Genomic DNA, 24,457 nt, shown 5'->3' on the forward strand with positions numbered 1-24,457 from the left:
GTCGGCGGGCGCGCGTCGATCACACGTTGATCACGCCGCGCCCGATTTCGATCACGCGCCCGCCGACGCCGATTTTGCCCGCTGCATCGACCGACAACCGCAGCCGGCAAGGCCGGCCGACGGCTTCGCCTTGCTCGACCCGAAATGCGGCCGGCAGCTCGTGTCCGGCGGCAAGCAGCCAGCCGCCCAGGTTCGCACAGGCCGATCCGGTGCCCGGATCTTCCGACACGCCGCCGCCTTGCTTCACGAAGAAGTAGCGGGACACCACCGTTCCCGGACGTGCGGCGTCGAACGCGAATACGTACGCGGTCCGGCGGCCGAGGCTGCTTTGCGGCCAGATGTCGACGCGCGCGCTGTCGGGCCGCGCGCGCCGCACGGCGGCCGGGTCCTTGAGCGCGACCAGCAACTGGTCGGCTCCGGTGTCGACCCACAGCGGCGGCGCGAGCAGATCGTCCTCCGCGAGCCCGAGCAGGGCCGCGGTCTGCGCATCGGACAACGCGCACGGCGCCGTGTTCGGCATGCCGGCGTGCGGCGCGATGAAGGTCCACACGTCGTCGCGCGCCGTGACGTCGACGACGCCGGCCTTGAATTCGAGCGACAGCGCATCACCGGCGTTCAGCCGGTCGCGCACGACATGCGCGGTGCCGAGCGTCGGATGGCCCGCAAAGGCTATCTCGTAGCCGGGCGTGAAGATGCGCACGCGTGCATGCGCCCGCTCGGACGGCAGCACGAAGGTCGTTTCCGACAGGTTGAACTGCACGGCCAGCGCCTGCATGGTCGCGTCGTCCATGCCGCGCGCATCGTCGAACACGCAAAGCGGGTTGCCGCCGAACGTCGATTCGGCGAAGACGTTCAGCAGGCGGAAGGTGTATGGGGTCATGGGCATTTCGTGTGGGTCAGCTCTGCTTGTCGAGCGGCGCAAGCATCGCCTGCATGTCGGGATGCTTCAGGACCTTCCGGTATTCCGCCGGACTCATCGCGTCGATCAAGACGCGGCCGCTCACGTCGGCCTTGATGTACTCGACCGCGAGCAGCGCGATGACCGGATTGGTCGTCAGCGTCGCGTGGTCGGGCGACTGGTCGCCGAATTCCGCCACCACTGCCTCGGCGTTGTCCGCGACCGCGACGGCCAGCCGCCGCCCCGAGAGCCGAAGTCTCGCGCTGGCGCCGCATTTGGCCATGTCGTAGTGGCGCGGGCCGTTGAGCGTGCGGTTGCCGTAGATCGCCACGTGCGTATCGACACCGCGCGCCGCGGCCGCTTCGAGCAGCGGCCCGAGATCGTCGATTTCCTCGTCCCAGACGCCCGCGAAGATCTCCGTTTTCGCATGGTCGATCACGCGCGCGAACGCGCTGACGATCGCGTCGCGTCCGCTCAATGACCAGACCAGCCCCGGCTCCTGCCGCACCGGCAGCCGGTCGAGCGCGCCCGCGGCCAGTTCGAGATCCGCGTTGAAGCGCGTACGCAATTCTTCCAGCAGCGACCGGTGCGGCACGGCTGCATAGCGGACCGGTTCGGAGCGGTTGACGAGCACCGCGCCGCGCGCCTCCAGGCGGCCGAGGGTCTCGTAGACCTTCGATGGCGGCATGCCGGCGCGCCGGCCGACTTCGGCACCCGTCAGCGCGGCTTGCCCGACGAGTGCGGCGTACGCCTGCGCCTCGTATTGCGTAAAGCCAAGCCGGATCAATGACGTGATCAGTTCCGCGTTGTCGTTCATGTGGATGGACTCGAATGGCCGTGATGCGCATCACGGGGGTGCTTGATTAACTACCGGAGTAGTATAGAATCGATCTCGTTTACTACCGAAGTAGTAAGCGAGATTTACGAACTTTACCGAAGAGGATCATCAAGATGCGTCAACGAATCAGTACCGGCTCCCCGTGGGAGCCCAAGGTGGGCTATTCGCGTGCAGTGGTCGTCGACGACACGATCTACGTGTCGGGGACGGCCGGCAAAGGCGACGACGTGTATGCGCAGACCCGCGATGCGCTGGCGACGCTCGGCAAGGTCCTCGCGGACAGCGGATTCGCGCTGTCGGATGTCGTCCAGAGCCGGCTGGTGGTCGCCGATTTCGACCATTGGGAAGACGCGGCACGTGCGCACGGCGAGATATACGGCGATATCCGGCCGGCGTTCTCGCTAGTCCATGCGTTGCCGTTCGTCGATCCGGAGATCCGGGTCGAGGTCGAGGCGATTGCGGTCCGGACCGCCGCATGACGGTCGCCGGCCCGCCCGCATCCCTGTCCCGTACCGCGATCGCGATGCTTGCGGTCGCGGCGGGCGTCGCGATCGCCAACGGCTATGCGCTGCAGCCGTCGTTGTCGGCGATTGCCGGCGACTTCGGCGTGCCGGCAGCGCGGATGGCGACCCTCGCGTCCGTGACGATGCTCGGCTATCTGGCCGGCCTGGCGCTGCTGGTGCCGCTGGTCGACCGGTTCGGTCCGCGCACGCTCATTCCGGCGCAAATGGGCGTGCTCGCGATGTTGCTCGCGGGCGCGTCGCTGTCGTCGGCGCCGCTCGCGCTCGACGCCTGCTTTGTCCTGGTGGGGGCGGCCACGACGGTCGCGGCGCAATGCAGCGCGGTGGTCGGCAAGCACGCGGATCCGCATCGGCGCGGCGGGGCGATGGGTGTGGTTTCCGCAGGCATTTCCGCCGGCATTTTGCTGAGCCGTTTCGTCGGCGGTGCGTTGTCGCAATGGTGCGGATGGCGGGGCGCGCTGCTCGCATTGGCCGGCTGCGTGGCGCTGGCGGCCGTCGGCAGCGGCGTGCTGTTGCCCGGCGGTCGCCCCGAAGGGCGTTCCGGCCACGCGTCCACGATCGGTGCGATTCCGCGGTTGTTGCGCGACAGCGCCGCATTGAGGCGCCGCACCTACGCCGGCATGCTGTGGTTCTTCGCGTTCAATCTGGTGTGGGTGGGATTGGCGATCCGGCTGGCCGCGCCGCCGTACAACATGGGGGCGGCCGCGATCGGCGCATATAGTCTCGCCGGCGTGCTCGGCCTGGGCGTGACGCGGGTGGCGGGCAAGCTCACGGATCGCTTCGGCGATCGTGCCGTGATCGGTGGCGGACTCGCCGTGGCTGCGCTTTCCACGTTGCTGCTTGGCGTTGCGCTGGGTCATCCGGGCTGGCTGGGCGTCGGGCTGGCCTTGTTCGATGCCGGTTGTTTCGCCGCCCAGGTCGCGAACCAGGCCCGTGTCGTGGCGATTCAGCCGGCGCGGGCCGGTGCGTTGAACGCCGCGTACCTGACGTTGTACTACGCGGCCGGCGCGGGCGGCGCCGTGGCGGCAGGCATGCTCGTCGAACGGATCGGGTGGGGCGCGATGATGCTCGTCGCGGCGGGTGCGGTGACGCTGGCCGGGTGGGTCGGGGCCGCACGCGCGAGGGCCGCTGCCGCAGGCGAAACGGCGTCCGCCGGTTGAGCGTGTGCGGGACCGGCGAGCGCCATCGGCCGGATGGGCATTTTTCATGCATCATCGGGTTTCTCCGATTCGTCGCCGGCGAGCCGGTCGACGTATTCGGCTCAGCGGTTCACAGCGGCGCTGTGCCCATGCAATCCATGTCGGGTTCGGTGTCGCCCCGCGCTTGCGGGTTCCGGCACACCTCAATGCGACGACACGAACACCGCATCGTCGAACGCTTGCGGAATCGCGAAGCTCGCGCGCATGCGCTGCGTTTCCTTCGCCGGCGTCAGGCCGAACAGGCGTTTGAATTCCCGGCTGAACTGCGACGGGCTCGTATAGCCGACCGCGTAGCCGGCCGCCTCCGCCGTCAGGTCCTGGCGCACCATCAATAACCGCGCCTGATGCAGGCGCGTCGACTTCAGGTACTGCATCGGCGACACCTGCGTGATCGCCTTGAAGTGACTGTGAAAGCTCGGCACGCTCATGCCGGCTGCGTCGGCCAGTTGCGACACGTCGAGCGGCTGCGCGTAATCGGCGTGGATCACGCGCAATGCGCGCCCGATCCGGCCGAATTGCCCGCGCATCGCCAGTGCGCTGCGCATCGCATCACCCTGCGCGCCGGTCAGCACACGGAAATACAGCTCACGAAGCAGCGCCGGGCCGAGCACCGCGGCGTCGAGCGGCCGCTGCATCGCGTCGACGAAACGCAGCACCGACGCGTGCATCGCTTCGTCCATCGGCGTCGACATCATGCTCTTCGGCGCCTGCACGGTTTCCGCGAGGCCGGCGCGGTCGATCTGCGCGGCGAGTTCGGCGGCCAGCGTGAAATCGAGGTGCAGGTACAGCGCGAGCAGCGGGCGCTCGGGCGTGGCGTCGGTTTCCATGCTGAACGGGACGGGCACGGAGACGGCCAGGTAATGGTGCTCGTCGTACAGATAGCGCTCGCCGCCGAAGTAGCCGCGCTTCGATCCCTGGCACACGATCACGATGCCCGGGTCGTACAGCACCGGCGTGCGCGACAGCGCGCGGTTCGAGCGCAGGATGCGCACGCTCGGCAGCGCCGTCAGGTTGTAGCCTTCGTCGGGCGCCAGTGTGCGCAGCAGCGTCACCAGGCGCTTTCGTTCGCGCGGCGATAGCGCTGGAGGTCGGGATGAGGTTGGCACGGTGCTCATAGTTTTGTGCAAGAAAATCAGCGGAATCTGGCTTATTCGGCGCAGTTCGTCAGACTAGTATGCATGCTTCAATCGACATTCGGGAGAAGCTCAGATGGCATCCGGCAACATCATGCTCATTACCGGCGTCAGCAGCGGTTTCGGCCGCGCGCTGGCCCAGGAGGCGCTGGCCGCCGGTCACACGGTGGCCGGTACGGTGCGCAGCGCGCAGGCGGCGCGCGACTTCGAAGCGCTGTCCGCGCAGGCGGCCGTCGCGCGCGTGCTCGACGTGACCGATTTCGACCGCATCGACGGCGTCGTCGCGGACCTCGAGGCGAACGTCGGGCCCGTCGACGTGCTGGTGAACAACGCGGGTTACGGGCACGAAGGGATCATGGAGGAGGCGCCGCTCGACGAGATGCGCCGGCAGTTCGACGTGAACGTATTCGGCGCGGTCGCGATGATGAAGGCCGTCGTGCCGTTCATGCGCGAGCGCCGGCGCGGCCGCATCCTGAACATCACGTCGATGGGCGGTCACATCACGATGCCGGGCATCGCGTACTACTGCGGCAGCAAGTTCGCGCTGGAAGGCATTTCCGAAACGCTCGGCAAGGAGCTCGAGCCGTTCGGCATCGCGGTGACGGCCGTGGCGCCGGGTTCGTTCCGCACCGACTGGGCCGGCCGCTCGATGGCGCGCACGCCGCGCTCGATTGCCGACTACGACGCGCTGTTCGACCCGATCCGCCGCGCGCGCGAGGAGAAAAGCGGCAAGCAGCTGGGCGACCCCGCGAAGGCCGCGCGGGCGATGCTCGCCGTGATGGCGGCAGACCATCCGCCCGCGCATCTGCTGCTGGGCAGCGACGCGCTGCGGCTCGTGCGGAACAAGTTGGCGGCGCTGGACGACGAAATCCGCGCGTGGGAAGCCGTGACGGTGTCGACGGACGGCTGACGCGCGCGGCGTCGTTCGTTTTCCGGCGGTGGATGATCGGCCGTTGCGTCGCACGATGGCATCGCGGTTTCACAATAACGGCCGATAATGGCAATCGGCCCGTTCGCCACGTTCGTCCACCTCACAGGAGCATCGCGATGCCATACGTCACCACGAAGGATAACGTCGAGATTTTCTACAAGGATTGGGGTCCGAAAGACGCGCAGCCCGTCATGTTCCACCACGGCTGGCCGCTGTCCAGCGACGACTGGGATGCGCAGCTGCTGTTCTTCGTCCAGAACGGCTATCGCGTGATCGCGCACGACCGGCGCGGCCATGGCCGCTCGGCGCAGGTCTGGGACGGCCACGACATGGATCATTACGCAGCCGATGCGTTCGCGGTCGTCGAGGCGCTTGACCTGCGCAATGCGGTGCATATCGGTCACTCGACCGGCGGCGGCGAAGTGGCGCGCTACGTCGCGAAGCACGGCGAGCCGGCCGGCCGCGTCGCGAAGGCCGTGCTGGTCAGCGCGGTGCCGCCGCTGATGCTGAAAACCGAATCGAACCCCGAAGGTTTGCCGCTCGAGGTGTTCGACGGCTTCCGGAAAGCGCTCGCCGACAATCGCGCGCAGTTCTTCCTCGACGTGCCGAGCGGCCCGTTCTACGGGTTCAACCGCGAGGGTGCAACCGTGCACCAGGGCGTGATCCGGAACTGGTGGCGACAGGGGATGGAAGGCAGCGCGAAAGCGCATTACGACGGCATCAAGGCGTTTTCGGAAACGGACCAGACCGACGACCTGAAGTCGATCTCCGTCCCCACGCTCGTGCTGCATGGCGAAGACGACCAGATCGTGCCGATCGCGGATGCCGCGCTGAAGTCGATCAAGCTGCTGAAGAACGGCACGCTGAAGACCTATCCGGGCTATTCGCACGGAATGCTGACGGTCAATGCGGACGTGCTCAACGCCGACCTGCTCGCGTTCGTGCGGTCATGACGGTGGCGGCGCTGGCCCGCTGCGGCGGGCGGCGCCGTGATCGAAGGCGGGCGATCCGGCAACGCGTAAAGAAGGCGGATCGCCCTCCGCCTGCATCACCCCAAATCGATGAAGCGAACCCCCGGATGCGCGAGGCGCGGCATCCGGCCGGCGAGGAACGCATGCAGTTCGCGCACCTGCGCGGCCTTGGCGGAGTCTTCCGGCCACACGAGGTAGTACGCATCGCCGGTGCTGACGGCCGTCTTGAACGGCAGCACGAGCTGCTTCTCGTCGATCGCCGTCGCACACAGCGCGAGGTCGCCGATCGACAGGCCGTGGCCGGCGATGGCCGCCGCGATGCCCTGTTCGAGCATGTCGAACACCTGCCCGCGCGTGATGTCCACATTCAGATCGTGACCGCTGCCGTTGAGCCAGCGGCGCCAGTCGCGCCGGTCGGGTGACGGGTGGATCAGCTCGCACGCGGCGGGATTCGCGCGCGCGACCGTGGCGGTTGCCCGCGAGCACACCGGAATCAGCCATTCGTCGAACAGCTTCACGCAATGCGTGCTTTCGCCGAACTTGCCTGCGCCGAGCAGGATTGCGCAATCGTAGGATTCGCTGAAAAAATCGACGGTATCGACATCCATCCACACGCTCGCGATCTGCACCTCGAACGCCGGCCGCGTGCCGCGAAAGGCGGCCAGTGCGTCGAGCAGCCAGCGCATCGTGAGCGTGGACGGCGCCTTGAGCCGCAGCACGTCGCGTTGCGTGCGGAACAGCATGCATGCTTCCTCGACCTGCCGGAACCCGCGCCTGAGGCCGGCCGCGAAGATGTGGGCTTCCGCCGTCACGGTCATCCTCGGCCCGTGCCGGACGAACAGCTTCCGGCCGAAGTAGGCCTCCAGGGTCTTCACGTGCTTGCTGACCGCGCTTTGCGTCAGGCTCAGTTCGTCGGCGGCCAGCGTGAACGAGCCGGTGCGCGCGGCGCTCTCGAACGCGCGCAGCGCATAGACAGGGGGAAGCGGTTTGGCCTTCATGGGTTTCGAGTATGAATAAAACTCATGTCATCAGACAGGATTTTCCGTTTTCGATCGACCGTCCGGGCGCGTGATACTGCTTGCAGCCGCGTTTTTCGCCACGTCGGGCCTTCATGATGCCACCGTGACGGGTGCGCCTCTCGACTCATCGATCAACTTTTTATCATGACGCTCCATTACCCGCTGCTGTTCGCCTATCTGGCCGCGATCGTGCTGCTCATCGCGACGCCCGGCCCGGTCGTCATGCTCGTGACGGGTACGGTCGCGCGGCGCGGGTTCCGTCAGGGCGTGCTGACCGCGGTGGGCGCGAATGCCGCGAGCCTCGTGATGATCGCGGGCGCGATGCTGATGGTGTTCGGCGTCGTGATGGTCAGCGCTCGCCTGCTCGCCGGGCTGCATGTCGCGGGGTGCCTGTTCATCGCGGTGCTCGCCATCCGGACGCTGCTCGGCGAATGGCGCGCCGGCCGCGCGCGGGGTGGCGACGGCACGGTGGCGGCGGGACCGGCGGCGGGGGAACCCGTGCCGCAGCCGCGCGGTTTGCCCGGCGTCGTGCGCGGCTTCCTCGTCGGCATCGCGAATCCGAAGGACCTGCTGTTCTTCGTCGCGTTCTTTCCGCAGTTCGTCGCCATCACGCCCGATTCGCGCGTGAGCCTCGCGATCCTCGCCGCGTTGTGGATCGCGGTCGATTTCACGATCCTGACCGGCTACATGGCCGCGATCAACCATCCGGCGATTCATCGGAAGCAGCGATGGGTCGTGGCATCGTCGGCGCTTGCACTGCTCGCGATTGCGCTCGCCGGGCTCGGCAGCACGCTCGCGGGCGCCGCGTAGCGCATCGGCGATTGACGTCACGCTTCATTGGCGCCGCGGTTGCGCCCGCTAACCCGCTAGTCGTTGCGCAGGAACACGACGTAGCCGCGGAACCACGGATTCGCTGCGAGATACGGCGGCGCGTCCCACTCGCCGCCCTGGATCACGCCGATGCGAAACGGCAGTTGCAGCCGCGCGACGCGCGGCAGATAGGCCGCATAGTCGGGAATCGTGCTGCGGCCCTGGTAGGTCTGCACGACCACCTCGTCGACGATTCCCTTGAGCTGGTTGACCTGGTCGGTATCGATGCGGCTGCTCCAGTCGAGCAGCCCCGTGATGCTCAGCCGGCAATCGGCGGGCAAGGTCTCGCGCAGCGTGCGCAGGAACGCGAGGTAATCCTGCAGGTGGCGCGTACCGGCATCGAAGTCGATCTGGATGCCGGCGATCGTGCGGCCCGACGCCCGCCAGCGTGCGAGCTGCGCGAGCATGATCTGCGTGACGCGCGGCGTCCAGCGCAGCGTATGCGCACGATAGACGAGCCACACGCGCGCGTCGGGCGCGGGTGGCAGCGCGACGCCCTGCGCGATCACGCGCACCTGCGACTCGTCCCGCGGCGACGCCTCGATCTGACCTTGCAGCACGTAGACGGCGCGCGCGCCGTGCACGACCGCCTGCGGCTTCACGCCCGCCCACAGCCAGAACGCGTCGTAGCGCGCGGCGTCGACGGTGCCGGCCAGCGCGACGCGCGCGGCCAGCAGGAGCGCGATGCACGCGATGCGCTTCAAGCGGCGCTTACCAGTAGTAGCGCAGCTTCTGCGCCCACGGGCTGTCCGGATAGGCGGTCTTCAGCGTGTCGAACCAGCGCTTGCGCGTGCTCTTCGACACCTCCTTGCCGCCGCATTCATTGGAGCCGCCCGGCGCGTAGCACTTGATCGCGCGATAGAACGCGTACGCGCGGTCGTTCGGATTCGCCTGCGTATCGGCCATCACCGTCACGTAGCTCGACATCCGCTCGTACGGCTTGCCCGCGAACTGCGACGGCGCCGCGCCGAGCGTCGGCGGCACGCGCGTGGCGGCCGTGCTCGACGCGTTGCGGACCCACGGCGGCACGGGATCGATTTCGAGGCCGGACGCGGGCGGATGACGGCGCACGAAATCGGCGAGGCAGTTCAGTCCTTTCGGATCGGCGGGATTCTGCTGCAGCGTCGCGGCGATGTCGCGCGCCGACAGGCACATGTAGCCGTCTTCGTTTTTCGCGCCGGCTGCGACGAACGGTTTCAACGGATCGGCGGGCGCGCCGGGCACCAGCGCGGTATCGGCGAGGAAGTCCGCGTAGTGCGAACGCGTGAGTTCCTTGTACAGCAACGTGTACAGCGCGGTGTCGCGCAGCGCGCTGCCGGTTGCCTGGTTTTGCGCCTGCGCGCGCAGCAGGTCGGCATTGGCCGCGCGCTGCAGCAGCACCGCGCGGATCGCGGCGTTCTGCACGAGCGAATCGTCGGCAAAGGCGTCGTTGACGAGCCCGGCCTGCTCCAGGTTGATCGCGAGCGCGAGTTCCAGCATTTCGCGCTGAAAGCGGAATGTCGCGAGCGGGATCAGGTCGCGCCACAGCTGGCGGGCCTTGTCGTTCTGGCCGCTGTCCTCCAGCGCGAACCCGCGCAGCGCCTGCTGGCTCAGCCCGAAGTAGTCGAGCGGCGTGGCGGGCGTTGGCGGCAGCAGGTCGAGGGCGGCGTCCGGCTTGCGCCCGATCTGCACGTACCAGGTCGCGAGCAGGTAGTCGTAGAGCGCGGGCGCGTTCGCGAAGCGCGGCTTCTGCGCCTGCAGCTCGTCGAGCGTCATCGGCTTGCGGCTTGCATCGCTGCTGTCCGACGCGCGCATGCGCAGCAGGTCGACGGTGGCGAGCACGGTCGGCGACTGGATCTGGCTTGCGTCGAATGCCGAGCCGAACAGCAGCTTGCTGTCGAGTTCGTTCGCCAGCTGCATCAGCGGCACGTTCGACGTCGCCGGCGACCAGCGCGCGAGCGCGTGGCCGTACAGGTCGGCCTGCTGCGTGACGTTCCCGCCGAGCCACGCGACACGTCGCAACAGCCCGGTCGCGGACACCGCATAGCGCCCCTTCGGATACACCTTCAGGTAGGTCCGGAACACCGTGTTCGCCGCGTCGAGCGACACCTTCGTCACGCGCGCGCGCGTCGGCGTCGGGCTGTCGTTGTCGAATACGTTGGCTTGCGCGGCGTTCAACTGCGCGCGCCCGGCCATGTAGAGGCCGGTTTCCTTCAGCCACGGGTCCGCGCTGTGCGATGCGTTCGCGAAGGCGCGGGTCGCGGTGAGGAAGTCGGCGCGGTAGAACGCGTTCGTGCCGTCGAGGTACGCGGCGAACTGCTGGCCGAGCGGCGACTTGACCGGCGGCTTCGTCCACGCGGCGCTGGCGCCGCCCGCGGCACAGGTCTTCTGCGCGATGTCGGCGCGCGCCGCACGCAGGCGCGCGGCTTCGTCGGCGGGCAGGCCGCCGGCGCCGCCCAGTGCGTCGTTGAACGCGTCCGCGCCCGCGCTCATGCTGCGGCAGATGCTGCCTTCGCCGTCCGCGTACCGGTTCGACGACGCATCGGCATCGGCTGCGCCGCCGGTCTTGTCGGGCTCCTTCTGGCCGATGTAGATCCATCCGGAGAAATCCATCGGGAACGGCACGACGATCTGGTTGATCCGCTCTTTCGCCGGGATGGTCTTCGGGTCCGGAAACACCTGCGCGACCTTGCCGCTGTCGACCATCATCAGCATCGCATTGATGCGCGTGTCGTTGGCGGGCGTCAGCATCGGCACGTTGCCGCACGAATATGAAGTCTGCCGGAGCGTGTTCGGCACGTAGCAGCCGTCGTCTCCGCTCGCATGGGCGGCGGGCATCCAGAGCAGGCTGGCCGCCAGCGCGGCGAACAGGTTTCGGTGCAGCGTCGGGTTTCTTCGCATTTTTCTTGTGCTGGGTGGGTGGCCGCGACGGCCGGTTCTCTCAGGGGGCGCCTTGCCCCGGCGCGTATCGTACCTCACGGGGCGTCATGGCCGGCATGGTACCGGCCTGCCAGCCGCGCCGAGGGTAGGCCCCCGTGAAATGGAAATCCACTCAGTGTGGACGCAACGCCACCTTGAATCCGGATCGCTTGAATTAAGATGCAGCCGGCAGTGGCGGACGTCCGACGATAGACGACCTGACGGGGGCCGCGCTGCACGACGGGGGAGGTCTGCCGAAAGCGGCGTTCGCGTCGATCCGCGCGACGGAATCGATCATGAAAGGGACGCGAACAGATGCCGGTTTCCATGCCTGTTCAATAGCATTACTTAACAATTTTAAGGACGAAACGATACGTCGTATCGGCCAACGGCAGACGAGAGTGCGCCGGCAAATGAAAACAAGAGGAGTCCAATGAAACCCATTACATGGATGGTCATGGCGGCCGCGCTCGCGCTGACCGCGTGCGGCGGCGACGATGTCGCGACGAACGGCGGCGCGTCGTCATCGTCGTCTACGCCGAACAATCCCGGCTCGCCGTCCGGCTCGACGTCGGGCGGCGGCGGGGCGAGCGGCGGGTCGAACGGTGGCCCGACAGACGGCGGCGCCACGCAGCCGCAGGCCGGCTGGTCGACGGCCGCCGCGGTGGACGGCAAGGGGCCGGAGGGTGCCCCCAGCGTGACGATCGACGCGAGCGGCAATGCGCTCGCCACCTGGATGACCAACGGGCCGACCGGCGCGAACGGCAACGAGATGTGGGGCGCGCGCTATGCCGCGGGCTCCGGCTGGGGAACCGCGACGCGGCTCGATACGGGCGACGGCTCGCATTCGATGAACACGACGAGCTCGAGCCCGTCGCGAGTGGTCGGCAACGCGAGCGGGCAGGCCGTCGCGTTCTGGACCGAATGGATGCCGGGCCCGAACACGTATGCGCTGTGGGCGCGCCCGTACACCCCGGCCGGCGGCTGGGGCGCGGCGTTCGAAGTGGCGCCGGACGTGACGGGGTCGACCTATACGGCCGGGATCGACGGCCAGGGCAACGCGCTCGTCGCGTGGTCGCAGTCGATCAGCCTGCTCGATACGCGTATCGCGTGGACGCGCTACACGCAGGCCGGACAGTGGTCGCCGACGGCGCTGATCCAGATGCCGGTGCAGACCGGGCCGGGCGCGGTCACCGGCGACACCGACAACGTGGGGCCGATGATCTCGGTCCTGTCGTCCGGCCGCGCCGTGCTCGCGTGGCGGCAGACCAACCATACGCACTCGGCGCTGTGGACGGCCACGTACGACGCCGCCAACGGCTGGACCGACGTCAACCAGGCGGTGTCGAACACGAGCCTGTTCACGACGATCATCTCGCCGGTGGCCGGCATGGACGCGAAGGGCAACATCACGCTGCTCTGGGGGCAGCTCGACGTGACGGGCGGGAAGCTCACCACCGCCACGATGTCGCAACGCTATGTGTCCGGCACCGGGTGGCAGCCGTCGCAACCCGTGGCGCCCGCGATCGTCGAGCCGACCGGTTTCATCGCGACGCCGATGCTGGCCGTCAACGAAAACGGCGTGGCTGCCGCGATGTGGGCGGAAGGCGGCGCGGCGCTGCAGGTGAGCGTGTCCGATGCCAGCGGCAACTGGGGGCCGTTGCAGCGGCTGACGGAACACCTGAACGGCGCGGCAAACCAGTACCCGCCGCTCGTGGTCGACGCCGGCGGCAACGTGACGGCTGCGTGGCAGGACACCGGTTTGCCGGGTGCGTCGGCCGTCATCGCGGCCAGCTACCGGAAGGGTGCGTGGAGCGCGTCGACGGTGGCGCCGCAGAGCGCGTCGTGGCCCGCGCTGGCCGTCAACGCGACGGGGGCGATGGCGTTGCTCTGGCAATCGTATGTCGCGACGATCGGCAGCCAGGTACAGGCCAGCTTTTATACGCCGGGCACGTAAGCGCCTCGCATCGGGGAAATCGAAGGAGAAACCATGAAGCAAACCTTGCATTGCACCGTCCGGACCGCGCTGGGCGTCACGGTCGCCGGCCTCGTGCTGGCCGCATGCGGCACGACGCAGATGAACATGGTCGACGTCCAGACGTCGACCGCGAAGACGCTCGGGCTCGCGTCGTCGGACGAGATCACGATCGCCAACGTCCAGTACGGGAAGAAGGACGGGCTGGGCGGCCAGAAGGTGAGTTACGACGCGACGACCGGCAAGGGGCGGCGTTTCGGCTGTACGGTGTTCATGATTCCGGGGCTCACGCCGATCGATCGGCCGACGTACAACAACTGGGAATGCCATCCGCAACGCTGATGGCCGCGATGACGACGACGCCCGCCGCCGGGCGTCGGTCGACCGCTTCGGGGGACGATGCACCGCGTGGGCCTTGCGCCGGCGCAATTTGGTCCGATAATCGACGAACCGATTCTTTCCTGTCCCGCCGGTTCGATAAAAAACTGTCATGGATCAAGCTGCATTTGTCCCTGTTTTCACGTTCCGCACGATCGACTACCCCGAGCCGGACCGGTTCCACGTCTGGGTCAAGGACATGCTGTGCGACTACCGGCTCGACGACGGGAGCCACGGCGCGTGCGACGCGGAGGCCAGCGGCGCGGCGCTCGGCCCGCTGATCTTGTCGGGCCGGCACTGGCACTCGCGCGCGCCGACCTATACGGTTCACCGCACGCCGCGGCGGATCCGGCTCGACGGGCAGGATTCGATCCGCTTCACGCTGCTGCTCGGCGGCCGGCTCGCGAGCCATACCGGCGGGCCCGCGTTGATCAAGGGCGCCGGCGACCTGTTCGTCTACGACGTCGCGCAGATCAACGACTGCAAGGTCGAGGCCGGCGACGTGATCAGCCTCGTCGTGCCCCGATACCTGCTGCCGGGCCATGCGGCCCAGGCGCACGGCCAGACGCTGACGAGCGGCGTGGGCCGGCTGGTCGCCGACCAGATGCTGTCGCTGTTCCGGAACCTGCCGAATCTGCGCATGCAGGACGTGCCGAGCATCGTTCAATCGATGCTGTTGCTGCTGGCCGCGGCGGTGTCGCCGACCGCGCAGGCGTTGAACGACGCACGCGGCCCGATCGACCATGCGCTGGTCGACCGCGTGCGTCGCTACATCGACGTGCATCTGCTGGAGCCGGACCTCACGCCCGACCGGATCTGCCGCGACATCGGCGTGTCGCGGGCGCGGCTCTATCAGTTGTTCAAGGAAGAGGGCGGCGTGATGCGGCAGATCACGCGCCGGCGCTTGCGTCACGCGTATCACGTGCTCGGCGATCCGCAGCGCCGGCATCAGCGCATCGCGGAAATCGCGTGGGCGCACGGCTTTCCCGACGAGAAGTATTTCCACCGGCTGTTCAAGGCGGAATTCGGCCACACGCCGAAGGAGACACTCGAGTGCGCGGCCGCGCCGATCCTGCTGCCGTGCGGTGCAACCGATGCGCGCTGGGGCGACGGCGGCCGGCTGGCGGGATGGACGCTGCCGTTCGGGGTGCTCACCAACTGAGCGGGCAGCACGTGGGCGTCGCGCGCCGGTCGTGATCGCGCATCACGCGCACACGCTGCTGGCGATGCCTCCGTCGTCCATCTCGTCGAGCGCGGCGCGCAAGTCGTCGATGGCCACCATCAGTTCGCGGACCTGCCGCAACGACGGGTACTGATGCAGCACGGCCTGCCATTGCGGCAGGGTGAGCAGCGCGTGCCAGATGACGCCGAGGCCGTCCGGATCGGCATCCGACCGCTGCGCGAGCGCACTCGCGTATTCGAGGCTCGCTTGCGCGGACAGCAACTGCATCCGGCTCGCGGCGCCCAGCAGGCGCGGCGTCGCGTCCGCGGACGCGTCGCAGCAATACAGCACTTCGCGGGGCAGCGCCGCTTCGTCGGTCGTCAATGCGTGCAGCGATGCGCCATGCACGCGCACCGTGCCCTGATGCGTCTCGAATGCATAGACCGTGTCGGGCGCCGCCTGCGCGAGCAGGCTCAGGCCGCGCAGCAGCCGCGGCAGATCGGTCGTCGCGGCATCCGCGGAGGCCTTCGCTTCGACGAGGAAGCGCACGTTCCACGCGGGCGCCGGGTCGCTGCCGCGCGCGCGTTCGAGCAGGATCGCGTCCCATTCGGTTTTCGCGCGGTCGTGCCGGCCCGGGATCGACGAAGGCACGCGCATCGACGTGACCACGCGGTAGGTGCGCTGCTCGTCCACCGCGTCGAGCCTGCGCGCCAGTGCGTCGAGCGCCTGCGCCGCCAGCGCCTCGACGGCCGCGCCGCGCTGCTGGGACGCGGCGCCCTGCGCGACGGCGACCGTGCTGCCGACGAGCGGACCCTGGCGGACCCACAGCGCGCGGTAGCGACGGACGTCCTCGTCCGCGGCCAGTGCATCGAGCCGCAGCATGCGTTCGAGCGCGGGGCTGTCCTTGAGCTTGACGATGTCCTGCTCGAACGCTTCGTCGATCGCCATCTCGGGCAGCGCGAGCAGTTGCGCGAGCGCGGCATGCAGCTCGGCCCAGGACGTCGCGGTCGCGGCCGCATGCAGGCGCGCGAGGCCGTCGCGTTGCCAGGCCTGTGCGCTGCGCTCGAGCTTGGCCGGGTGCGCGATCGCATTGACGGCCGAGTGGAGCGCGCGCCGGTCCTGCTCGGCGTGCGCGGACAGCGATGCGTATTCGCGCACGTTCGGCGCATCGTGACGCAGCACCGAGGCCTGGAACGACGGATCGCCGGATGACGGATTCATCGCGTCGCGGATCATCCGTGCGAGCGCATCGATGAAGCGCTGCCGCAAGTCGGCGCCGGGAGCGTGGCCGTCCGCCCGCATCCGGCGCGCTTCCTCGATCACGATCGCCAGGGCCGTGGCCGGGTTCGTCGCGTCGGTCAGCGACGACGCGCGGTCGAGCGGCGGCAGCCGGTAACGGCGCGCGACCGTGCGCAGGGTGGCGTCGAGCAGGGCGGGCAGCGGTGTCAGCGACATGGCGGATTGGGCGTGAAAGCGACCTGACCCGTCACGCGGTCAACGTCACCGACAGGCTGCCAAGCTCGCCGAAGCGCACCGTCAGCACATCGCCGAGCGGCACGTCGATCGCGCCCGCATACGAGCCGGTCGTCACGATCTGGCCGGCGCGCACCGCATCGCCGCGCGACGCGAGGAAATTGACGAGCCACACCAGCGGCTTCAGCGGATCGCCGTCCGGATGGCGGCCGTCGATCGTGCGGTTCAGCGCGCCTTCGAACGACAGCGCCAGCGTCGCGAGCGGCAGGTTCAATCCGTCGGGCACGACCGGGCCGACGCACAGCCCCTGGTTGAATTGCCCGTCGGCCAGCAGCTCGAACTTCGACGCGCGCGCCGGCTCCGCATAGCGGCAGCCGAGCACTTCGAGCACGATGCGCACTTCGCGGATCGCCGCGCGCACGTCGCCTTCGTCATACGGCTGCTCGCGCGCGGACAGGTCGCGATCGAGCACGAACGCGATTTCCGGTTCGATCCGCACGATCGGCCCGCCGACGACGCGGTACGGCGCATCGGCTTCGCGGATCGTCGACGCGAAGATCGGCGCGAGGATCACGCGATCGGGCGGCGGCAGCGCACATTTCCATCCGCCGACGGGTTCGCCGAGCAGGTCGGCCACGCGCTGCTGGATCGCGAGCGCGGTGTCGATGTCGTCGGGGCGCAGTGCATCGGGCAACAGCGGGCCGGGCGAGCCGGCATGGCGGGCGGCGACGAGATGCTGGGCGGCGCCGTCCACGCGTTCGGTAGTCGTTGTCATGTCGGTTGAGCGAGTTGAAAGTGGGACCGGCAAAAAAGGGCCGGACGAAAGTCGCATAGTCGATGATAGCGCCTTCGGCGCGATGGCCGCTCGAAAGCGCATCGGCGCACGCATTGCCGGCCCGGTTCGCGGCCTTGCCGACAACGCAAGCTTTCCCCTTCCCGTCGCGCCGTTTTGCCGCATGTGCGGTCGCCGCCGGGCTTGACCGCCGTCAATATTCAAACCCGCCGTGGGCCGATGATGGAGACATGGCCGTGCGCGACAGTGCGCGCGGCAACTCACCCCAGCGAGGTTCGCATGTACGAGAAGATCATGGTGGCCGTCGACGGCAGCGCGTCGTCGAGACAGGCGCTGGCCGAGGCAGTGAAGGTGGCGCTGGCGGGCGACACGCACGTCAGCGTCGTGTACGTGGTCGACAAGTCGGTGCTGTTCACGTATGCCGGCCGTCTCGATCCGCACGCGCTCGTCGAGGAAATCCGAGACGACGGGCGCAAGGTGCTGCGCGAAGCCGAACAGATCATCGCGCTGGCCGGCGCGAAGGGCGAAGCCGAACTGGTCGAGACCGAGAGCATCGGCGAAGACATCGCGGAACGCCTGCAACGCTACGTGAAGGAACGCGGGATCGATCTCGCGGTGGTCGGTACGCACGGGCGGCGCGGCATCCGGCGCGTGCTGCTCGGCAGCGTCGCCGAGCGTTTCGTGCGCGGCGCGAAGTGCCCGGTGCTGCTGATTCGCGGCGACGCCGACGCGCCGGCCGCCGCGGCCGCGGCATGACGCGGCGCGCGCGATGATACGCCGCCAGTACCGGATCGTCGTCGCGGCGATCGCCGTGTTCGTGTCGCTCGCCGGGATGATGGCCGTCGTGACGGGCCTGCTGTTCGATGCCGCGACGGCGCTGCGCGGCGGCGCCCTCGCGTTGATCGTCGGCGTGGCCGGCTTCGTCGTGATGCTGAACCCGGGGCCGAAAGGCGAGGAGTGACCCATGGGCGAGGCGGCGGCGCACGTCCGGCCACGGTTTCGCGACGACCGGCGACAGTCGTTGCCCCGCCGCGAGTTCGCCTAGTCGCTGGTCGTCGCCGGTGCCTTCGTGCCGTCCTGCCCGATATGAATCATCAGCCGCTTCAACGTTTCCGCCAGTTCGTCGTTCGTCGGCTGAAGCTTCCCTGCCTGCGCGAACGCATCGCGCGCTTCATCCTGGCGCCCCAGCTTCCACAGCACTTCGCCCTTGTGCGCCAACCCGGTCGCACGGGCTTCGCGCGCGTCGCCGTCGCCGTCTTTCTTCGCGAAGATCGCGATCGAGCGGTCGAACCACGCGAGCGCTTCGTCGTTGCGGCCGAGGCGATACAGCGCCCAGCCCTTGCTGTCGAGCGCATACGGATCGTCCGGCGATTGCGCGAGATGCGCGTCGATCATCGCGAGCCCACGGTCGACCTCGACGCCCGCATCGGCGAGTCGATAGCCGATATCGTTCAGGCGATCGTCGGGAATCCTGTCGAGATCGAGCACGGCGGCCACGCGGCTCGCGTCGCGTTCGGCGATCGCGAGCGACAGCAGCTTGGCGACGATCTGCCGCCGCAATTCGCTGCTGATCCGGTCGCCGTTGGCGACCAGCGTGCCGAGGTACTGCGTATACAGGTCCGGTGCGCCGGGGGCGTTCGTGCTGTTCGCGATGGTCAGGCCCGGGCCCGCGCACCAGTCGGTATCGGCGGAGCCGGCCAGCGTGCCGACGTAGCGATCGACGTTCCTCGGCGTGCGCGACTGCGCGTAGTAGGTGTAGCCGTTCGCATCCGAATAGCCGCACGCCAGATATTCGTTGTTCACGTCCAGCACGTACGGGACGTGGCCGAGCGTCGCCGTGCCGCCCGGGTCGACCAGCCGGAACGATTCGCCCAGGTCGCCGTCGCCGACGATCGCGTTGAACACCCATTGCTTCTGAGGATGCAATTTCGGCAGGCGGATCCTGGCCGTGCGGCCGGCCGCGTCCGTCGTGCCGAAAATCACGCTGTCGTGCTGATCCGGCTTGACGGGCAGCCCCGCGATTACCTGGCCGGGCAGGAACAGCCGATAGCGCGCGTTCGGCAGCGGCTGTTGCGTGGCCGGGTCGCGCAGCACGAATTGATGAACGTAAGCCCCTTTGCCGAACGACGCCGTTGGCGCGACGTAGGTACGTGCGTGGGCGGCGGGCAGGGTAATGCAGCTCAAGGCCGCGGCAACGAGCGCGGCGAGAAGTCGGGATGTCATGAAATTCCAGTTCTTATCGGTAGAGGTTTTTATTGTTCGACGGCCGGAAATGCACGGAACGAATCGCACGGCTTTTAATAAACGACAGGCGCCGGTTTGCGAATCCCGATCGGATACGTCGGATCATCCCGTGCAAATCAATGCGAACCCCGCATGCGCCGGCGTGCTGCGTGGACGGCGCGGGCGGGCGAGTCAGGAATGCAGTGCGCAGCATAACAGGCCGCGCGGTGCGCGCTTTCGCTGTCCGGTTTCGTTGTAGCGGGCGGGCGCGGCGCGCGCTGACCTTCGTGCTCGGCGCGGTGTTTGTGCTCGGGATGGCGTCGACCTTCAAGTACGTTGCAGACGATTTCGCGGACAACCTGGGTGTCGTCACGGGCCGACATCCTTTCGATCGATCCGATGCGCTGGCGCGATGCCCGGAGGGTTCGGCATCGCGCCAGCGCATCGTCCCGTCGGAAGGTCGAACACGACGTATCCGGCCACGCGCGCTTCTGTCAAACTGGCGCCCATGAAACCGCGCCTCACTGCACCGCTTTCCCCCGATTCCGCGCCTGCGCCCGCAGGTTTTCCCGACGCCGACGAACTGGCCGCACTGCGCGCGTGGTACGCGGGCATGACCGTGCGCCAGGCCGTCGAGCGCTACCTGCCCGACCGGCTCGGCGACGGGCGGTCGGCGCGCGGCGTGATCGGCGCGATTCGCCAGCGCCTCGTGCGCGTCGCGCGGCAGGTCGGCCGCCCCGATCTCGCGGAACGGCTCGGTCATTCCGACGGTGAGCGTTTACGGGAGGCGAAGGCCGCAACCGACGCGATCGGCCAGCTGCGTCATGCGCGCGCGCCGGTCCCGCAGATCAGCGACGACGTCGGCCTGTGGCTGCCGGCGCGCGTGGCCGTGGCACTGCGTGCGCACGGAATCGCGACGCTTGCCGACCTGACCGTGCGGATTCCGCGCCGGCGCCAGTGGTGGCGCGCGATCGCGGGTCTCGGCATGGCCAGCGCGCGGCGCATCGAGGCGTTCTTCGCCGCGCATCCGGACCTGACCGAACGGGCGCGCGCGCTGATTGCCGCGACGCCGCGCGGCAGCATCGTGCCGTGGGAGCAATTGAAGCTGCCGCACGAAGTCGACGGCTCGGCCGGCACGTTCCGCGCGCCGCGCGCGACCAGCACGCTCGACGCGGACAACGATTACGCGGCCGTGCACGCGTGGCTGTCGCTGCATGAATCGGCCGCGACGCGGCGCGCGTACCGGAAGGAGGCCGAGCGGCTGATCCTGTGGGCGATCGTCGAGCGCGGCCGCGCGCTGTCGTCGCTGACGACCGAGGATGCGCTCGCGTATCGCGCGTTCATCCGGCGCCCGACGCCGCACGAACGCTGGGTCGGGCCCGTGCGGCCGCGTGGCGCGCCCGACTGGCGGCCGTTCTCGGGCGCGCTGTCCGCGCGGTCGGCCGCGTACACGCTGTCGGTGCTCGGCGCGCTGTTCCGCTGGCTGATCGAGCAGCGCTATCTGCTCGCGAATCCGTTCGCCGGCGTGAAGGTGCGCGACACGCGCGGCACGGCCGCGCTCGATACGTCGCATGCGTTTACCGAAGGCGAGTGGCTGCTGGTTCGCACGATCGCCGACGGGCTCGAATTCCAGAAGCACTCGATCAAGGGGGCGCCGCAGTCGGGCTGGACGCCGGCCGCCGCGCAACGGCTGCGCTTCATTCTCGATTTCGGCTATGCGACCGGGCTGCGCGCGAGCGAACTGGTCGGCGCGACGCTCGGCGACATCGAGACGGACGCGCACGGCGACGCGTGGCTGAAGGTGATCGGCAAGGGCAGCAAGGCCGCCCGCGTCGCGCTGCCGCCGCTCGCGCGCACGGCGCTCGATCGCTATCTGGTCGCGCGCCGGCTGCCGGTCACGCCGGCGCGCTGGCGGCCCGATACGCCGCTGATTCCGAGCCTCGCCGAAGACGACGCGGCCGCGATCACGAGCGTGCGGCTGTGGAAGGTGATGCAGCGTTTCTTCGCGCAGACGGCCGATGCCGTCGAAGCCGACCATCCGGCGCTCGCGCACAAGCTGCGCCAGGCGAGCCCGCACTGGATGCGGCATACGCATGCGACGCACGCGCTGGCGCGCGGCGCGGAGCTGACGACGGTGCGCGACAACCTGCGGCATGCGTCGATCTCGACGACGTCGATCTATCTGCATGGCGACGACGTGAAGCGGGCGCGGCAGATGTCGAGTGCGTTCGGTATCGACAAATGAGTTGAACGGCGCGGCATCGACGCAGGTCAGACGATGTTTCGGTCCCGGAGATTCGTATGGCATCGAGCCAGAGCACGGTCGATTTCATCGTCGAGCAGATCGCGGCGGCCGGTACGGTATCGGCGCGCAAGATGTTCGGCGAATACGGCATCTATTGCGACGGCAGGATGGTCGCGCTCGTCTGCGACGACCGGCTGTTCGTCAAGCCGACGCCCGAAGGCCGCGCGTATCTCGGCGCGTGTGACGAAGCCCCGCCGTATCCGAGCGCGAAGCCGCATCTCGTCATCGCCGGCGATCGCTGGGACGATCGCGAATGGCTGTCCGCGCTGATCCGGATCACCGCCGCGCAACTGCCGCTGCCGGTGAAGCGCAGCCGTTAGCGATGGCGCCGCCTGCCGCGCCACGCAGCGGGCAGGCGTATTCTGTGACACATGCGCGCGACCATCGTGCGCCAGGGAGTAACAACATGGAGACATCCGGAGCTTCGCGCGGCACGCGGCTGGCGCGCCGCGCCTGGCACGCGCTCGTCGTGACCCTGTGTGTGGGCTGGAGCGCGCTGTCGTTCGGCGCGGAGGGCGCGAACGGCGCGGCCGCGCTGCTCGACCGCTACCGCAGCCTCGGCGCGCAACTGAAGGACAACGCGTTTCACCGGCCGGTGGTGCTCGAATCGTCTGAAGCGTCGTCGTCGCTGAAGGGCGACATCTATGCGGTCGTCGATTATCCGTTCGCGGTGGTGAACGGCCAGCTCAACGATCCTGCGCAAGGCCCCGCGAACTGGTGCGCGGTGCTGATCCTGCACCTGAACACGAAGTACTGTCACGCGTCGGGCGGCGACAACGGCCCGGTGCTCGACGTGAACCTCGGCCGCAAGATCCAGCAAAAGCTGTCGGACACCTATCGCGTGCAGTTCCGCTATCGCGTCGCGGCCGCGACGCCCGACTATTTCCAGGTCGACCTGACCGCCGACAGTGGCCCGATGGGCACCCGGGATTACCGGATCGCGCTCGAGGCCGTGCCGGTCGGCGCGTCGCGCACGTTCCTGCATCTCACGTATTCGTATGGTTTCGGTACGGTCGGCCGGATGGCGATGAAGACCTACCTCGCGACGGCTGGCAGCGACAAGGTCGGGTTCACGACCGTCGGCGCCGCTTCGGCCGGCCAGCCGCAGTACATCGGCGGCGTGCGCGGGCTGCTGGAGCGCAACACGATGCGCTACTACCTCGCGATCGACGCGTATCTCGCGACGCTCGACAAGCCGCTCGACCAGCGCCTCGCGCGCTGGTTCGACGCGACCGAGCAGTATCCGCAGCAACTGCATGAAGTGGAGCGGGGCGCGTATTTGCAGATGAAAGAGCAGGAGGTGCAGCGGCAGCAGGCGGCGCGATGACGCCGCCTGTCGCCCGCCGCTCGGCGTCGCTCAGTTCGACGCGCCGCCGACCGTGCGAATGCTGTGCCACTGCCCCTGTTCGACGCGGAACAGCGTGTACGGCGGCTTGATCAGGTCGCCGCGCTCGTCGAACGAGATCTTGCCGGTCACGCCGGTGACCGACACGCCGGGCAGGCTCGCGACGATCTTGCCGCGATCGAGCGAGTCGGCCTTGCGGACCGCCGCGATCATCGCGAGCGCGGCGTCGTACGCGAACGGCGCATACAGCTCGACGTCCTGGTTGAAGCGCGCCTTGTAGCGCTGCGCGAACGCGACGGCCGACGGCAGCTTGTCGAGCGCGGGGCCGGGCTCCAGATCCTGCGTGCCGTCGCCCGCGTTGCCGGCGATCTTCAGAAAGGCGTTGCTTTTCAATGCGCCGGCGCCGAACAGTTGCGCGCGGATGCCGAGCGAGCGCATCTGCTTGACGAGCATCGCACCCTGTTCGTCGAGCCCGCCGAAGAACAGCAGGTCGATGTTGTTGCTCTTCATCGTCGTCAGGATGCCGCGGAAATCGACGGCCTTGTCGTTCGTGTATTCGCGGCCGACGATGTTGCCGTGCGCGTCCTTCACGCCCTTCTCGAACGCGTCGGCCAGACCCTGGCCGAATGCGGTGCGATCGTCGATGATGCCGATCCGCTTCGCCTTCAGCTGCTCGACCGCGAAGCGGCCGGCCACCACGCCGCCGACGCCGTCGTGTCCCATCGTGCGGAACACGTTCTTGAAGCCCTGCATCGTCAGTTGCGGATTGGTCGAGCCGGGCGTGATCATCGCGACGTTCGCCTGCTTGTAGACGGCCGACGCCGGAATGCTGCAGCCGGAGTTATAGTGGCCGATCACGCCGACCACGCCGTCGTCGACGAGCTTCTGCGCGACCTGGATCGCGATGCGCGGATCGGCCTGGTCGTCCTGTACGTCGAGCACGAAGCGTACCGGTTTGCCGCCGATGGTCGGATGCTTCGCGTTTTCCTCGTCGAGGGCGAGTTGCGCGCCGTATTGCAGATCCTTGCCGACGCGCGCGACCGGCCCCGTCAGCGGGCCGGCGAAGCCGATCTTGACGGTTTCCGGGTCCGCGGCCTGCGCGGACGCCGCGACCGTGCCGATCGAGCAGACGGCCAGCCATGCCAGCCAGTGACGACGATTCATGATGTTTCTCCGAGAAACCCCGCCATTGATGGCGAGAAGGGAAGGAGTGCTGTTGACAGGCAGCTTCTTCCACGGGTTAGGATCACCGGCATGATCCTTGTCTACCGCTACCGGGTGAAGTCGCTCAACGGACTGCTTAACAAGCAGAGCCGTGCGGTGAATTACGTCTGGAACTTCTGCAATGACACGCAGAAGTACGCGCTCAAGTGGAGCAAGAAGTGGCCGACGGGATTCGATCTGAACGTGCTGACGACGGGGAGCAGCAAGGCGCTCGGCATCCACTCCGGCACGATCAACGCGACGTGCGAGCAATACGCGAAGTCGCGCAGTCAGCACCGTCGGCCCTACTTGCGCTATCGCG

The 24,457-nt window shown here is 68.3% G+C and carries 23 protein-coding genes and 1 pseudogene; 14 read left to right on the top strand and 10 right to left on the bottom strand.

Annotated elements, in window-relative coordinates; translation table 11 throughout:
- Nucleotides 1-19 precede the first annotated feature (19 nt).
- Both HWW87_RS36405 and HWW87_RS36410 read right to left on the bottom strand, forming a co-directional pair.
- Nucleotides 20-880 (bottom strand): PhzF family phenazine biosynthesis protein, encoded by an 861-nt coding sequence (locus HWW87_RS36405; protein WP_175824319.1) that lies wholly within the window; start codon nucleotides 878-880, stop codon nucleotides 20-22.
- Nucleotides 881-896: 16 nt separating this feature from the next.
- Nucleotides 897-1,715 (bottom strand): TrmB family transcriptional regulator, encoded by an 819-nt coding sequence (locus HWW87_RS36410; RefSeq protein ID WP_175824320.1) that lies wholly within the window; start codon nucleotides 1,713-1,715, stop codon nucleotides 897-899.
- A 134-nt stretch (nucleotides 1,716-1,849) separates the two neighbouring features.
- Between HWW87_RS36410 and HWW87_RS36415 the strand changes: the two genes are divergently transcribed.
- Together HWW87_RS36415 and HWW87_RS36420 are read left to right on the top strand one after the other, a co-directional pair.
- Complete coding sequence (locus HWW87_RS36415; protein WP_175824321.1) at nucleotides 1,850-2,215, top strand: RidA family protein; 366 nt, start codon at nucleotides 1,850-1,852, stop codon at nucleotides 2,213-2,215.
- A complete protein-coding gene (locus tag HWW87_RS36420) occupies nucleotides 2,212-3,417 on the top strand; it encodes an MFS transporter (protein WP_175824322.1) in 1,206 nt (401 codons plus the stop codon). The genes HWW87_RS36415 and HWW87_RS36420 overlap by 4 nt, the downstream gene beginning before the upstream one ends.
- Nucleotides 3,418-3,599: 182 nt before the next feature.
- Here HWW87_RS36420 and HWW87_RS36425 read toward each other — a convergent pair whose 3' ends face one another.
- Nucleotides 3,600-4,571 (bottom strand): AraC family transcriptional regulator, encoded by a 972-nt coding sequence (locus tag HWW87_RS36425; RefSeq protein ID WP_175824323.1) that lies wholly within the window; start codon nucleotides 4,569-4,571, stop codon nucleotides 3,600-3,602.
- A 94-nt stretch (nucleotides 4,572-4,665) separates the two neighbouring features.
- Here HWW87_RS36425 and HWW87_RS36430 point away from each other — a divergent pair, with 94 nt between their 5' ends.
- Together HWW87_RS36430 and HWW87_RS36435 are read left to right on the top strand one after the other, a co-directional pair.
- Nucleotides 4,666-5,499 carry an oxidoreductase gene (locus HWW87_RS36430; protein ID WP_175824324.1) on the top strand — a complete coding sequence of 278 codons (834 nt, stop codon included), beginning with the start codon at nucleotides 4,666-4,668 and terminating at the stop codon, nucleotides 5,497-5,499.
- Nucleotides 5,500-5,636: 137 nt separating this feature from the next.
- Nucleotides 5,637-6,473 carry an alpha/beta hydrolase gene (locus tag HWW87_RS36435; protein WP_174434093.1) on the top strand — a complete coding sequence of 279 codons (837 nt, stop codon included), beginning with the start codon at nucleotides 5,637-5,639 and terminating at the stop codon, nucleotides 6,471-6,473.
- 95 nt (nucleotides 6,474-6,568) lie between these two features.
- Here HWW87_RS36435 and HWW87_RS36440 read toward each other — a convergent pair whose 3' ends face one another.
- Nucleotides 6,569-7,489 carry a LysR substrate-binding domain-containing protein gene (locus HWW87_RS36440; RefSeq protein ID WP_175824325.1) on the bottom strand — a complete coding sequence of 307 codons (921 nt, stop codon included), beginning with the start codon at nucleotides 7,487-7,489 and terminating at the stop codon, nucleotides 6,569-6,571.
- 165 nt (nucleotides 7,490-7,654) lie between these two features.
- Between HWW87_RS36440 and HWW87_RS36445 the strand changes: the two genes are divergently transcribed.
- The gene (locus HWW87_RS36445) at nucleotides 7,655-8,320 is read left to right on the top strand and encodes a LysE family translocator (RefSeq protein ID WP_175824326.1); all 666 of its coding nucleotides are present in this window, start codon (nucleotides 7,655-7,657) and stop codon (nucleotides 8,318-8,320) included.
- Between the two features lie 56 nt (nucleotides 8,321-8,376).
- Here the strand turns inward: HWW87_RS36445 and HWW87_RS36450 are convergent, their stop codons facing one another.
- Entirely contained in the window at nucleotides 8,377-9,084 is a 708-nt protein-coding gene (locus HWW87_RS36450; protein WP_175824327.1) for a DUF3142 domain-containing protein, read from the bottom strand.
- A 7-nt stretch (nucleotides 9,085-9,091) separates the two neighbouring features.
- Nucleotides 9,092-11,260, bottom strand: a complete 2,169-nt coding sequence (locus HWW87_RS36455) for a hypothetical protein (RefSeq protein WP_175824328.1) — start codon at nucleotides 11,258-11,260, stop codon at nucleotides 9,092-9,094.
- 451 nt (nucleotides 11,261-11,711) lie between these two features.
- On the opposite strand from HWW87_RS36455, the gene HWW87_RS36460 reads away from it, so the two are divergent.
- The 3 genes from HWW87_RS36460 to HWW87_RS36470 all read left to right on the top strand — a co-directional run bounded on the left by HWW87_RS36460 (nucleotide 11,712) and on the right by HWW87_RS36470 (nucleotide 14,793).
- The gene (locus tag HWW87_RS36460; RefSeq protein WP_175824329.1) at nucleotides 11,712-13,235 is read left to right on the top strand and encodes a hypothetical protein; all 1,524 of its coding nucleotides are present in this window, start codon (nucleotides 11,712-11,714) and stop codon (nucleotides 13,233-13,235) included.
- 33 nt (nucleotides 13,236-13,268) lie between these two features.
- Nucleotides 13,269-13,595 carry a hypothetical protein gene (locus tag HWW87_RS36465; RefSeq protein ID WP_175824330.1) on the top strand — a complete coding sequence of 109 codons (327 nt, stop codon included), beginning with the start codon at nucleotides 13,269-13,271 and terminating at the stop codon, nucleotides 13,593-13,595.
- A gap of 148 nt (nucleotides 13,596-13,743) precedes the next feature.
- The gene (locus HWW87_RS36470; protein WP_175824331.1) at nucleotides 13,744-14,793 is read left to right on the top strand and encodes an AraC family transcriptional regulator; all 1,050 of its coding nucleotides are present in this window, start codon (nucleotides 13,744-13,746) and stop codon (nucleotides 14,791-14,793) included.
- Nucleotides 14,794-14,835: 42 nt separating this feature from the next.
- On the opposite strand, the gene HWW87_RS36475 is transcribed toward HWW87_RS36470, so the two are convergent.
- Nucleotides 14,836-16,248 carry a 3-deoxy-D-arabino-heptulosonate 7-phosphate synthase gene (locus tag HWW87_RS36475; RefSeq protein WP_175824332.1) on the bottom strand — a complete coding sequence of 471 codons (1,413 nt, stop codon included), beginning with the start codon at nucleotides 16,246-16,248 and terminating at the stop codon, nucleotides 14,836-14,838.
- A gap of 31 nt (nucleotides 16,249-16,279) precedes the next feature.
- Complete coding sequence (locus tag HWW87_RS36480; RefSeq protein WP_175824333.1) at nucleotides 16,280-17,041, bottom strand: fumarylacetoacetate hydrolase family protein; 762 nt, start codon at nucleotides 17,039-17,041, stop codon at nucleotides 16,280-16,282.
- 297 nt (nucleotides 17,042-17,338) lie between these two features.
- On the opposite strand from HWW87_RS36480, the gene HWW87_RS36485 reads away from it, so the two are divergent.
- Nucleotides 17,339-17,815, top strand: coding sequence for a universal stress protein (locus tag HWW87_RS36485; protein WP_175824334.1), 477 nt, complete (start codon nucleotides 17,339-17,341; stop codon nucleotides 17,813-17,815).
- Between the two features lie 13 nt (nucleotides 17,816-17,828).
- Nucleotides 17,829-18,020 carry a DUF2964 family protein gene (locus tag HWW87_RS36490; protein WP_027786097.1) on the top strand — a complete coding sequence of 64 codons (192 nt, stop codon included), beginning with the start codon at nucleotides 17,829-17,831 and terminating at the stop codon, nucleotides 18,018-18,020.
- An 80-nt stretch (nucleotides 18,021-18,100) separates the two neighbouring features.
- Here HWW87_RS36490 and HWW87_RS36495 read toward each other — a convergent pair whose 3' ends face one another.
- The gene (locus HWW87_RS36495) at nucleotides 18,101-19,282 is read right to left on the bottom strand and encodes a tetratricopeptide repeat protein (protein WP_175824335.1); all 1,182 of its coding nucleotides are present in this window, start codon (nucleotides 19,280-19,282) and stop codon (nucleotides 18,101-18,103) included.
- 508 nt (nucleotides 19,283-19,790) lie between these two features.
- Here HWW87_RS36495 and HWW87_RS36500 point away from each other — a divergent pair.
- The 3 genes from HWW87_RS36500 (at nucleotide 19,791) to HWW87_RS36510 (ending at nucleotide 22,914) form a co-directional block, all read left to right on the top strand.
- Entirely contained in the window at nucleotides 19,791-21,527 is a 1,737-nt protein-coding gene (locus HWW87_RS36500) for a site-specific integrase (RefSeq protein ID WP_175824336.1), read from the top strand.
- A 56-nt stretch (nucleotides 21,528-21,583) separates the two neighbouring features.
- Complete coding sequence (locus HWW87_RS36505; RefSeq protein ID WP_174434104.1) at nucleotides 21,584-21,907, top strand: TfoX/Sxy family protein; 324 nt, start codon at nucleotides 21,584-21,586, stop codon at nucleotides 21,905-21,907.
- A gap of 86 nt (nucleotides 21,908-21,993) precedes the next feature.
- Nucleotides 21,994-22,914 carry a hypothetical protein gene (locus tag HWW87_RS36510; RefSeq protein WP_175824337.1) on the top strand — a complete coding sequence of 307 codons (921 nt, stop codon included), beginning with the start codon at nucleotides 21,994-21,996 and terminating at the stop codon, nucleotides 22,912-22,914.
- Between the two features lie 30 nt (nucleotides 22,915-22,944).
- On the opposite strand, the gene HWW87_RS36515 is transcribed toward HWW87_RS36510, so the two are convergent.
- Nucleotides 22,945-24,096, bottom strand: a complete 1,152-nt coding sequence (locus HWW87_RS36515; protein WP_175824338.1) for a branched-chain amino acid ABC transporter substrate-binding protein — start codon at nucleotides 24,094-24,096, stop codon at nucleotides 22,945-22,947.
- A 90-nt stretch (nucleotides 24,097-24,186) separates the two neighbouring features.
- Here HWW87_RS36515 and HWW87_RS36520 point away from each other — a divergent pair.
- Nucleotides 24,187-24,457: pseudogene (locus HWW87_RS36520) on the top strand (RNA-guided endonuclease TnpB family protein); the annotation flags it as partial.

Origin of the sequence: Burkholderia sp. BCC0419 (genome assembly GCF_902830285.1) — a bacterium.
GTDB lineage: Bacteria > Pseudomonadota > Gammaproteobacteria > Burkholderiales > Burkholderiaceae > Burkholderia.